10 protein-coding genes are annotated in these 12449 nt (G+C 44.7%); 4 read left to right on the top strand and 6 right to left on the bottom strand.

Annotated elements, in window-relative coordinates; all coding sequences use genetic code 11:
• The first annotated feature begins 693 nt into the window (after nt 1-693).
• The gene (locus E4663_RS16795; protein ID WP_135328486.1) at nt 694-1782 is read left to right on the top strand and encodes an FAD-dependent oxidoreductase; all 1089 of its coding nucleotides are present in this window, start codon (nt 694-696) and stop codon (nt 1780-1782) included.
• Between the two features lie 79 nt (nt 1783-1861).
• Here the strand turns inward: E4663_RS16795 and E4663_RS16800 are convergent, their stop codons facing one another.
• The 3 genes from E4663_RS16800 to betB all read right to left on the bottom strand — a co-directional run bounded on the left by E4663_RS16800 (nt 1862) and on the right by betB (nt 6222).
• Nucleotides 1862-2251 (bottom strand): DUF805 domain-containing protein, encoded by a 390-nt coding sequence (locus tag E4663_RS16800; protein WP_135328487.1) that lies wholly within the window; start codon nt 2249-2251, stop codon nt 1862-1864.
• 724 nt (nt 2252-2975) lie between these two features.
• Nucleotides 2976-4664, bottom strand: coding sequence for a choline dehydrogenase (gene betA, locus E4663_RS16805; RefSeq protein ID WP_135328531.1), 1689 nt, complete (start codon nt 4662-4664; stop codon nt 2976-2978).
• Between the two features lie 79 nt (nt 4665-4743).
• The gene (betB, locus tag E4663_RS16810; RefSeq protein ID WP_241657232.1) at nt 4744-6222 is read right to left on the bottom strand and encodes a betaine-aldehyde dehydrogenase; all 1479 of its coding nucleotides are present in this window, start codon (nt 6220-6222) and stop codon (nt 4744-4746) included.
• A gap of 288 nt (nt 6223-6510) precedes the next feature.
• Here betB and cudC point away from each other — a divergent pair, with 288 nt between their 5' ends.
• From cudC to E4663_RS16825, 3 genes are all read left to right on the top strand, one after another.
• Nucleotides 6511-7062 carry a choline uptake/conversion transcriptional regulator CudC gene (cudC, locus tag E4663_RS16815; RefSeq protein ID WP_135328489.1) on the top strand — a complete coding sequence of 184 codons (552 nt, stop codon included), beginning with the start codon at nt 6511-6513 and terminating at the stop codon, nt 7060-7062.
• Between the two features lie 227 nt (nt 7063-7289).
• On the top strand, nt 7290-8189 hold the full coding sequence (locus E4663_RS16820) for a glycine betaine ABC transporter substrate-binding protein (protein ID WP_135328490.1): 900 nt from the start codon (nt 7290-7292) through the stop codon (nt 8187-8189).
• Nucleotides 8190-8349: 160 nt separating this feature from the next.
• Nucleotides 8350-8517, top strand: a complete 168-nt coding sequence (locus E4663_RS16825) for an aspartyl-phosphate phosphatase Spo0E family protein (protein WP_135328491.1) — start codon at nt 8350-8352, stop codon at nt 8515-8517.
• Between the two features lie 88 nt (nt 8518-8605).
• Here the strand turns inward: E4663_RS16825 and E4663_RS16830 are convergent, their stop codons facing one another.
• From E4663_RS16830 to E4663_RS16840, 3 genes are all read right to left on the bottom strand, one after another.
• The gene (locus tag E4663_RS16830; RefSeq protein ID WP_193554863.1) at nt 8606-11098 is read right to left on the bottom strand and encodes a heavy metal translocating P-type ATPase; all 2493 of its coding nucleotides are present in this window, start codon (nt 11096-11098) and stop codon (nt 8606-8608) included.
• A 13-nt stretch (nt 11099-11111) separates the two neighbouring features.
• Nucleotides 11112-11486, bottom strand: coding sequence for an ArsR/SmtB family transcription factor (locus E4663_RS16835; RefSeq protein WP_135328492.1), 375 nt, complete (start codon nt 11484-11486; stop codon nt 11112-11114).
• Nucleotides 11487-11643: 157 nt separating this feature from the next.
• Entirely contained in the window at nt 11644-12354 is a 711-nt protein-coding gene (locus E4663_RS16840) for an HAD family hydrolase (protein ID WP_135328493.1), read from the bottom strand.
• Nucleotides 12355-12449 lie beyond the last annotated feature (95 nt).

A 12449-nucleotide genomic window follows, 5' to 3' on the forward strand; every position in this document is an offset into this window, starting at 1 on the left:
AACGTACAGTGCACGATAGATATCCAGCACTTACAGGAGAGGATTAAATGTTCTTACTAGCAAGAAAAGTCAATGGTAAGAAACAGTTTCTGAAAGATACCAGTAGCTTTCGGACGAAAACATTTCCCAGTTGTTCATCTGCTAAGTTCCTTTGTCGAAAATTAAATAGTCAAACGGCTTTAAATAAACAATGGCATGTTGAAGAGAGTGCCTATTAACAGTAAGCAGATTATAGATTCTGCTTACTTTTTTATTGTCCAATTTTTCAACAACAAATTACCTTTCATTCAGGCTTTAAGATCACCACCCCTTTCCGGAAACGGCTCTTGGTTATCCGGTAATATACATGATCAATCCAAATCACTCCGCCCCCTTCATAACTAGCTACTTTTCCCCTCTCCTCCAGCATCTCGACAATGCTTGTCATATCCCTTTTCAAAGAAAAGGTCTGCGCTACCCGAATCTTTATATAACCCTTCCTATACCCCCTCTCAAAGTTCAGCCAAAGGACAAGTAAGACAAGAAAGATCAACCCAAAGAATTTGACCACACAACTCATCCTTTCTAATCGAAATATGTACGACAAAGCTACCCCAACATTGGAAAAAGAACCGTTTCGTTACTTGGTATGTATAAGTTTTCCTGCACGTTTGATACTAATAGAATCAAGTAGTAATTGGAAGGAGGCCAACAATGAAAATAGCCATAATAGGTGCAGGGTTAGCAGGGCTTTGCTGCGCTATTACCTTAGAAAAGAACGGATTAGAAGTAGATGTTTTTGAAAAGCGGGAAATCGCCGGCGACCGGTTCACCAATGCAGAAGCGATGTTTTCGATGACGCAACACCCCGTAGACGATGCTGTGAAATATCTTTCGGAAACATATGGAATACATTTGAAGCCTTCAAGCAACATTCAGAAGCTTCTTTGCTATTCCAAAAATGAGCTGGGCGAATTGGACGGGAAATTAGGGTTCATCAATATGAGAGGAAAGCATCCGGATTCCTATGAATCCCAACTTGCCGCTCAACTGAAAACAGACATCCAATACCATCACAATGTTTCCTACGACGACATTTCTAAAGAATATACTCATGTCGTACTTGCAACTGGGGATCCCCTCGATACGAAGAAACTACAACCTTATGATGTAGCCTTTCGAGCGACATTCAGAGGAGCGCTTATAGAAGGCGAATTCAATCAAACCGAAGCACATGCCTTCTTCAACTATGACATCGCTCCCAAAGGGATGGCTTATTTACTCCCCCATTCTGACACGACAGCCTCCCTCGTAAACGTCTATCCTCAGTATCCTGACACCGAGGGGTACGATAAAGAAAAGTTATGGGAGAAATGCTTTGAGGAATGCTGCCGAAGATTGGATCAGGATTTCACAATCACAAGCAACTTCTCCCTCAAGGACTATATTATTGGCAAAGCTGAATCATCAAGAATCGGTAATACGTTTTTCGTCGGAAACTGCTGGGGATCGATCACCCCTGCTTTCGGATTGGGCCAATTCGAATCGATGCTGACCGGCATTTATGCTGCCCAGGATATTGCTGGACTCGGCGATTACGATAAGCTTACCAAGCATTTGTCTCAAGGTTATCACGATTCACTGACTCTTCGTCGCACACTTGAAAAGCTGGACAATGATCAATTGGATCTCGTCACGAAATCGATCAACAACAAATTCGCCGAAGAACTTATTACAAACAAGCACATCAACCTTTTCAAAATGATCGGCCGGACTCTGCATCCGTTCAGTCGAAAAGCGTGAATCGTAAAGTGAACGTACCTGTCCTTTCAGAACCGTGATAAAGGAACAGGGCAGGTACATTCAACAATGAAGGAAGGGGCTACGCTGCCTGCTTCGGGTTTGATCCGAACCGGTTCTCGGAATCACTTTCCATCACCGTAAAGACGAGCATGACAATTGCCCCGATCAATGGAATGAAACTGATTAAGAACCACCATCCACTTCTCCCCGAATCATGGAGCCTTCTGACTGTGACAGCGAGCGTAGGTAGGATCGTTCCTAAATAGTACAGGAGCATTATATAGAAAAGGATAGTAGGAGGTGCATCCTCCGTGACCAACGGTGAGTTTTCACCGAAGATAAGAGCATCCAGTCCCCCAAGTCCCATAAAGACAAGGAAATTAATCAGAATATACATCCAATACTCTTTCCTCCTCGCTCGACCGCGGAATACCGCATACTTCTTCAATGCTTTGAGGTACCATTTCATCTCATTCACTCCTTCCTTTTATAGTTCGTTTACATATTCCACCAAATTACGATTGTTAACCTTTTTATGTAAATAATCTGGATGAATGTGACTATTTGGACTTGATCATATTTTAAGGTGCTTGCTTGTAAAAAGAGGATAGTGTGGCTTTTGGGCGAGGTTTGTGAGTTGTGCGCGACTCCTGTAGAGCTGGTTTTTTTCTGTTGAGAGGGCTTAAGTTCGACGTTTTGTGGGGCATGTGGGTTGGGAGGTCGAATTGTTGGTCTGTAGTTGACGTTCTGGAGCGGGTAGAGGAGTGAAATGTCTTATAGATGGTCTGTAGTTGACGTTTTTGGGGAAAGAGTGTTGCGGAACGTCACATAGAGAAGCTGTAACTTACGTTTTGGTAGGAAGGTAGTAGCAAAATGTCATCTAGAAGGTCTGTATGTGACATTTTGGAGAAGGTGGAGGTACAAAACGTCACATAGAATTCCGTGCATCGACGTTTGGAACAAAAAAGAGATGCAGAACGTCGAATTAGCACATCATTGAAGTTTGATAGGACTCCGATTGCGGTACCGCCCGTAATTCCCTAAATAAATGTACAAGAGTATTTCTCTATTCGCGGTTTATTAGGTACTAGGTAACCATAAAAAAAAGAAACCTTGAATGGCATATAGCCAATCAAGGTTTTTCAAATTTATACTTCTTGATCTTTGGGTAAAAATCTCGTACGGATAGATAATTATTTAGATTTTGGCACAGTACCCGCTTCCGCTGGGTGCTCACCGTGACGGTAGTAATCCGCATCGATTGGATCAAGCGGCTTACGTCCACGGATCAGGTCAGCTGCTTTCTCAGCAAGCATCAATACAGGTGCGTGGATGTTTCCGTTTGTCACGTATGGCATCGCGGATGCATCGACTACGCGTAAGTTTTCTAGGCCGTGAACTTTCATTGTTTCTGGGTCGACAACAGACATTGGATCGGATTCAGGTCCCATTTTCGCCGTACAAGACGGGTGAAGGGCTGTTTCCGCGTCTTCACGTACCCAGTCCAAAATCTCTTCGTCCGTTTGAACAGTTGGTCCTGGAGAAATTTCACCAGCGTTATATTCTTTCATAGCTGGTTGAGCCATGATTTCACGTGTAACTCGGATCGCTTCGACCCACTCGCGTTTGTCTTGTTCAGTAGATAAATAGTTATACACCATGCTTGGGTGCTCTTTCGGATCTTTCGACTTGATCTTCAAGGATCCACGAGCATCGGAGTACATTGGTCCGATGTGTACTTGGAAACCGTGATCTGTCGGTGCAACTTGTCCATCGTAACGGACCGCTACCGGCAAGAAGTGGAACATCAAGTTCGGGTAGTCCACGTCTTCGTTGGAGCGGACAAATCCGCCACCTTCGAAGTGGTTCGTCGCAGCTGGACCAGTACGGCCGAGCATCCACTGCAGACCGATCCAAGGCATGCGCCATTTCTTCAAGTTCGGTTGTTCAGAAACTGGTACTGGGCACGCGTGCTGTACATACACTTCAAGGTGGTCCTGAAGGTTTTCTCCGACACCTGGAAGGTCAGCAACTGGATCGATGCCAAGTGATTTCAAGTGCTTCGCATCACCAACACCAGAAAGTTGCAGTAGTTGTGGTGTATTGATCGCGCCACCAGCAAGGATAACTTCTCCTGCTTCTACTTGGTGCATTTTTCCGTTTCGCTTATATGTCAGTCCTTTTGCTTTCTTACCATCGAAATCGATGTTCGTAACAAAAGCACGTGTCTTGATGGTCAGGTTCTCACGATCTTTGAACGGGTGCAAGTAAGCACGGGATGCAGACAGACGCTGACCTTTGTAAACGTGCTTATCAAATGGACCGAATCCTTCTTGGCGGAATCCATTCACGTCTGGTGTACGGTTGTATCCAGCCTCTACTGCAGAGTCGAAGAACGCTTGGAATAGAGGGTTTGTAGCTGGACCGCGCTCCAGTTTGATCGGACCATCGTGACCACGAAGATCGTCATTTGGTGATCCAAGTGCATTTTCTAGACGCTTGAAGTAAGGCAGGCAATGCTTCCAATCCCACTTCTCCATACCTTCATCAGAACCCCAACGCTCATAGTCTTTCGGGTTTCCGCGTTGGTAAATCATACCGTTGATGGAGCTAGATCCACCAAGGACTTTTCCTCGTGCGTGAGAGATACGACGTCCATTCATATGTGGTTCTGGATCAGAATAATACTGCCAGTCATAAAGGTTCTTACCTGATGGGAACGGCAATGCTGCCGGCATTTGAATAAGTAGATCCCATGCATAGTCACTACGTCCTGCCTCTAGTATCAGAACGCTTTTCTCGCCATCTTCACTTAGGCGGTTACCGAGCACAGATCCTGCACTTCCGCCTCCAACAATTACGTAATCATACGATTCAATCATAGCCATTGTGTATTCCTCCTTGATGTTATGGATGGAGAAGGGACCCCGTGATCCCTCCTATTTATTTAATAAATTCGCTTTAGAACCAGTTGATCGGCTCTGGTTTAAGGTTTTGGAAAATATGCTTCGTTTCTGTATATTCTTCAATGCCTAGCTTCCCTAGCTCACGTCCGATACCAGACTGTTTGAAACCGCCCCACGGTGCGTGCGGGAAGTATAGGTTGAATTCGTTGATCCATACGGTACCCATGCGCATTTTCGCAGCACAGCGTTCTGCTTTGGCGATGTCATTCGTGAACACGCCACCAGCAAGTCCGTAAATGGAATCATTCGCAAGCTTCACAGCCTCTTCTTCTTTCGTGAATTTCTCTACTGTAATAACTGGACCGAATCCTTCATCCTGCACGACGCTCATGTCGGTTGTGCAATCCTTAAAGATTGTCGGTAAGAAGAAGAATCCGTTTTGAAGTTCCGGGTCTTCCGGACGTTTGCCGCCGATTGCGACTGTTGCGCCCTCTTCGATACCTGCTTGGACATATTTCTCAACTTTCTCCAGGTGCTCTGCAGAGATAAGTGGTCCCATTTGAGTATCTTCATCAAATCCGTTTCCAAGCTTGAAGTTCTTCACTCGCTCGACAAGCGCTTGAACGAACTCATCATGGATGCTCTCTTCGACAATCAAACGCGTACCAGCGGAGCAGATTTGACCCGCGTGGAAGAAGACGCCGTTTAACGCCTGATCCACCGCCAGCTCGAAGTCCGCATCAGCAAAGATGACGTTCGGGTTCTTCCCGCCGAGCTCAAGAGCAAGCTTCTTCACGTTCGTGCTTGCTGTCTGCATAATCTTCTTCCCAGTCTCGATTCCGCCTGTGAAGGAAATCAAGTCGACATCGTGGCTGCTGGATAGCTCATTACCTACTGTAGCCCCAGCACCGAGCACGAGGTTTGCGACTCCTGCCGGTACACCCGCTTCTTCCATTAATTCGAACACTTTAATAGTAGTAAGTGGTGTAATTTCACTTGGCTTCATTACTAATGTGTTTCCAGTGGCAAGCGCTGGCGCCAATTTCCAAGACGCTTGTAGGAGAGGGTAATTCCATGGGGTAATCTGTCCACAAACACCTACTGGTTCGTGCACGACTTTACTGATAGAGTTCGGTACTGGAGAATCGATCAGCTCGCCGCCGTTCTTATCAGCAAGTTCTCCATAATAACGAAACACACCAGCGATATCCTCCATATCACCACGGCTTTCTTCTACTGTTTTACCTGTATCTAGTGATTCAAGGTTCGCTAGCTCTTCTTTATCCCGTTCAATCAGTTCCGCAATCTTCGTAACAATTGCGCCACGCTCCGTTGCCGGGGTGCTCGGCCATTCTCCGTTATCGAAAGTCTCTCTCGCTGCAGCGATTGCTTCCTTCGCTTCTGTTTCGTCCCCTTCTGGTACGACAGCAATCGTTTCTTGGTTAAATGGATTAATAATCGTACGCGTACGCTCCGAGTTCGCGCCTACCCATTTCCCATTAATGTAATGTTGTAAATTTAAATTAAGATCCAATATGCTCAACTCCATTTCCGAAGTAGATTAAGTTTATTAAGAATTTATTTAACGATTAAAACACTATCATGTCTTCCCGAGGTTGTCAAAAAGGAAAAGCAAGAAAAAATATTCAATAAACGACCAAACAGCTATAAGTCTTATGATAGTTGAACTTACACACCGATCCCCTCCTTAAAATATCAAAGAGTGGTTTGACATTTTCTCTGAACACGTTAACATGATATCCGTAAAGAAAATTTGATAAATATTTAACAGGCTTTACTTTTGGATTGAAGGAGCGACCTAATGAGTGAATCTAAAGAAACACCAAAACTCAAAATAGAAGAAGCAAAAGATAAAGTGATCGGCGCAATTGCAGAGACGATGGATTTATACGGGGTCACCCCGGCCGCTGCAAACTTGTATGCGACGATGTACTTTGAAGAACAGATGACGCTTGACGAAATGCGTGAGGAACTCGGCATGAGTAAACCGAGCATGAGCACGAGCGTCCGCAGGCTCCAGGACATCGAAATGGTCAAGAAAACCTTCACCCGCGGCTCGAGAAAGCACACGTACGCCGCAGAGAAAGATTTCTTCCGTTCCTTCATGGCGTTCTACTGCCAAATGTGGGATCGCGAAACAAAAATGAACCTGGAAGCCATTAACGAAGCCCAAGAGAATTTCATAGATGTCATGAAAGACTCCGGCAGCACGCCGGATATTATGGCAGAAGCTAAGAAATATTACGATCAACTGGAAGAGTCGAAAGCCTACTATCATTGGTTGGAAGACTTGGTGGCTAGCATCAGAAGTGGGGAAATCTTTGAATTTCTTCCTAAAGATAAGAAAGAATAAAGCCAAAGAACGTGGATCTTGGAAACATCAGATTCCGTCATTCCACAAATAAGGGAAAAGGTGTTCCATGGCTGTCTAGTTATGGAATACCCTATTCCAACACATCCCACTCTTACATGTACAAGAGAGGGCTTCGTTTCGACTTTTTGTTAAGAAAATTTTTAATACATTTAATTTTTAAGTGTATTTAAAAATATATAAAAAATTACAAGGAGGAGTTTTTCACCATGAACAAGTGGAAGAAAGTACTTAGTCTAGCGTCCATCATTCTATTGATGGCAGTACTCGCAGCATGCGGAAACAGCAATGAAGAGGCAGATAATGAGTCATCCGACGCCGCTTCAGAGGAGAAGAACCAAGAGGTGACGATCGGCCAGATCAACTGGGCTGAAAACATCGCCGTTACGAATATGTGGAAAGTTATCCTGGAAGACAAAGGCTACAGCGTCAAATTGAACAACCTGAACATGGGTAGTACAATGAAAGCCCTAGAAGCGGGCGATCTTGATGCCAGCTTAGAAATCTGGCTGCCAGTCCAAGATGCCAACTACCTGAAAGAATACAAAGACAGCGTTAACTTCTCAGACGCGACATGGTATGACAACGCTAAAGTAGGACTAGTTGTTCCGGAATACGTAGAAGAAGTGAACAGCATCGAAGACCTGAACGAACACAAAGATATGTTCAATAGTGAAATCGTCGGCTTCGACCCAGGTGCAGGTACAATGGAAGTAACCGAAACAATGATGGAAGACTACGGCCTAGAATACGAACTACTATCAAGCTCCGAACCAGCAATGCTTGCAGAGATCGGAAATGCCGTAGAAAGTGAAGAACCAATTGTTGCCCCACTTTGGAGCCCACACTGGGTATTCTCCAAATACGACCTGAAGTTCCTCGAAGATCCCCAAAACACATTCGGCGGCGTTGAAAAAATCCACCACGCTACTCGCCAAGGGTTTGCAGATGAGTATCCAGAAATCAGTGAATGGTTCAAGAACTGGAAGATGGATGACAAGCAAATCGGTGAGTTGATCGAATATGTAGAGAATAGTGAAGAACCAATCGATGGCGCGAAGAAATGGGTCGAAGAAAACCAAGACCTCATCGATGAATGGGTTAAGTAATAGAAGAAACACAGACGTTGGTCTCCTGCCTGGTGCAGGGGGCCAACTTTTTTTAAAAGGCTACTTCCATCTATACTTTCAAAATAAATTCAAAGGAAAAAGTTTGAAAATACTTGATTGAGGAAAGTGTTCAGGGTACGCACTAGTAAGGAGAATCATGATGAATACGTTACAAGAGCTAGAAAGAAAAACGGAGCAAATAAGAGAGAAGATGTATGAAGCCTATTATAACTCTTACGACTACTCGGAAATCGTGGAGATCTCACAGGAGCTGGATAATCTGTTGAACCAGTTAGATGAAATGAAGAATCGTAGGGATGAGTCGTAATCAAAAAATCAGAGAAAATGATTACATAAGTAGTGAACATCCAACTAAATAAGCTTCCTCTTCATTATTGTGAAGAGGAAGCTTATTTTTATTGCTGTTTCATTAGTCGCATGCTATTTAAAATAACGACCAGCGCCGCTCCAGTATCACTGATTACAGCCATCCAAAGGGTAAGGAACCCTGGGAAAATGAGTAACAAAGCTGCCACTTTCGTAAGCAAAGAAAACCAAACGTTTTGTTTGATGATATTCAGTGCTTTACGACTTAGTCGGATCGTGTGAGGGAGTTTCTCTAAGTTATCGGCCATGAGCACGATATCCGCTGTCTCCATAGCCGTATCCGTTCCAGCTCCCCCCATCGCAATGCCTAAATCAGCTGTTGCCAGTGCAGGAGCATCATTGATGCCGTCCCCGACCATCGCTACTTGTTTCCCTTCTCTCTGTAGGGTCTTCACTGCCTCCACTTTATCTTCAGGAAGCAACTCTGCAAAATAACGATCGACCCCTGCTTCAGCAGAAACCTTTTTTGCAGTCCCATCATTATCTCCTGTCAGCATGACCATTTCTTTAAGTCCTACAGCTTTCAACGATTGAATCGATTGGACCGTAATGTCCCGTATCGTATCTGCTACAGAAAGGAGACCAAGCACTTCTTGTCGAGTACCAACAAGAATTAACGTGTGACCACTCTCTTGAAGGAGCTTGATGTCTTCTTGCCAATCATCCATTGCAACGTCCATTTCATCAAACAGTTTAGGGTTTCCGGCGAAATACTGGATACCACTGATGGAAGCTGTTGCACCTTTACCAGGTAGAGCTGCAAAATCCTCTCCAGCTTGAGGTGCAATTTCACGCTCTTCTGCATAAGAGGTCACTGCCAGTGCAATAGGATGAGTCGAATGCTCTTCAATCGTACGAGCTATAGAAATCAGCTTACCTGCATCATATTGCTTCGCCTTCACTTGACTCACTCTCGGCTTTCCTTCCGTCAATGTCCCGGTCTTGTCAAAAGCAATAGCCTGAATGACGCCAGCTTTCTCTAAGAACGTTCCCCCTTTGATCAACACACCATGCTTCGCGGCATTACCAATTGCGGAAACAATAGCAACGGGAGTGGAAATCACCAGGGCACATGGACATGCAACGACTAATAACGCGAGCCCCTTATACAGCCACTCGCCCCATGAACCAAAACCAACCAATGGAGGAGCAATCATAACAAGAAGGGCGAGGGAGAATACGATCGGAGTATATACATTCGCAAACCGATCGACAAAAGCCTGTGTCGGTGCCTTCTTTTCTTGTGCCTCTTCTACAAGGTGGATAATCTTTGCAATGGTCGTATCCTTGACCACCTTCGTCACCTTCACTTCTAGAGAGCCACTTTCGTTCACTGTTCCAGCATATACGGAATCACCTGATTGTTTATCTACAGGTAACGACTCCCCGGTAATAGGAGCCTGGTTCACACTAGACGTTCCGTTTACAACGTCGCCGTCTAACGGAATCTTCTCTCCTGGTTTGACGAGCATAATCTCGCCCACCGATACTTTTTCTACTACTTTTCGAACTTGCTGGCCATTCTCTATAAGCGTCGCTTCTTTAGGTGTTAAATTGATCAGACTGCGGATGGAATCCCGCGTCCGTTCAATCGAGCGATTCTGCAAACTATTACCTAGCGCAAACAGCCAGACGACCATTGCTCCTTCAAACCACTCCCCGATCAATGCCGCACCAATCGCAGCAGAAGCCATCAACACATTCATATCGAGCGACCGGCTTTTCACCGCGTAAAAAGCACTCCGGGCGGGCTTCCAACCTCCTACGATGATTGAGATTGCATAAAATGCAGTCACCACCGCTAATGGCAACGCGGTAAAGGACACTAAGAAACCTATAGCAAGCAGGACACCTGAAATCGTAGTTGCCGAGAAAACAAAGGGCCTGGTAGAAGGCTCTTGCATATTCTCCGTATTCTCAACAGATGCACCGAACCCCGCTCTTCCGACTTCTTTAATAATTTCTTTAGAGTCAGTCACATGCTCCACTTGCATTTTACCAGTAGAGAAATTAACACGGACTTCCTTCACCTTCGGGTTCTTTCGGAGATGCTTTTCAATCGTTGAGGCACAAGAACCACAATCCATTCCTTCTATACGGTACGTCTCATGGCCTTCCGGAGCCTGTAATGACTCCGCTTCGAAGCCTAGCTTCTTCACCTGACTCGGAACCTGATTGTGTGCTTCAGAACTGCCGGTCGACACAGTCATCTTCCCGGTTCCATAATGGACTTTCACGGATTCTATTCCTTCTGTCTTCAGCAATCCTTTCTCGATTGTTGCGGCACAAGAAGGACAATCCATACCATGAATCTTAAACTCGACTGTTTCCGCCCCGCTTTGTTTAACCGAAGATTCACAACAACTAGAGGAAGGCATTACCGGTTCCTCCGTACTACAACAGGATTGATTATTGGTAGGTGAGGAATCCGTCGAGCAACAGGAAGAGCTCACCGTTTCAACTTTCTCCTCGCCTGCACAACATGACGTCCCAGCCAAGTTCTGTTTATCTGCTTCTTTCACGGTACTCCCTCCTTCACTGACTCTTTTGTGTATGAAGGAGAGCCGTCGAGATCAGTTGATGGACATAATCATCTGCTAATGAATAAAAGACCAGCTTCCCTTCTTTACGATACTTCGCCAATTTCATATTCCTCAACAACCTTAAATGGTGGGACGCCGTAGCCGTCGTCGATCCGATAATGTTCGCCACGTCACACACACAAAGCTCAACCTCCAGCGTAAGTGCATACGCAATTTTCATTCTCGTGGCATCCGAGAGCGCTTTGAACACAAGCTCCACGCCTTCTACTCTATCTATCTGAGGTTGCACCCGCTCGACCAGTTCCTCATCGTAACAAAACGTATCGCATGTATCTTTTACAACCTTCTTCTCTAATTCTTTCGGCATATCCGCACCTCATTCAAATAATCATTTGAATATAGTGTATGACGCTGCACCAAAAAGGTCAACGGTTTTCATTCAAATAATTGTTTGAATGAGATAATAAGCATAAGAAAAGAGGCAATTCTCAAATTGCCTCTTTTCTTATGCTTATTTAATTAGTTCAAAAGCGAGACAAGATCCGCTTCAATACATTAATCGGACTCGACTCATCATCTATAATATAATCCGGCTGATGTTCCTCGTCTGAAGATATAGTATGGTTTCTCCTATTCACCCATACAGCGTTCCAGCCTGCCTTCTTCGCGCCTACCACATCATTTTCGTACGAGTCTCCGATGTAATAGGTGTGCTCCGGATCGATTCCCATCTTGTCCTCTACTATCCGAAATAGTTCCGTACTCGGCTTAGCAATCCCCATTTTTCCAGAGATGAACATATGATTTTCGTCCACCCAGTCTCTCATTTGCAATTGCTTAATTTTATTCGCCTGGTGCTCCCCAGGTCCATTCGTGATGATTCCAATCTGCAAACCTTGAGCTTTTGCCTCGTTAAGCAGTTCTTCCATCTCAGGATCCAACTCGATCTCCTTTTGATGCTTGGCATATAACGCTTGGAATTGTGCCGCTTCCTCCCGAGAAATCTCAACATCAAAGCCAGCGAAGGCTTTGCTGATTCGGTAAATATGCATGTCGTGTTTATCCATTTTGCCTTCGCTGACTAAATCGAAAACCTCTTCGCTGTATACCCTGCTTTTTACAAACAATTCATCGACTGGTATGTCCAGATGACCAAAGAGTTCTTGGTATGCTTTTTGGAAAGGGGTCAACTGATTATAAAGTGTATCGTCTACATCTAATATGATGTGGGTCATGGTTTCCCTCCTAGTTCGCTAAAAATATCTATAAATCTATAATTGCTTTTTACTTCATTCTAATAAATTGTAGCTTACATTCCATCCATAATAAA

The sequence above is a fragment of the Halobacillus salinus genome (assembly GCF_004684905.1).
GTDB lineage: Bacteria > Bacillota > Bacilli > Bacillales > Halobacillaceae > Halobacillus > Halobacillus salinus.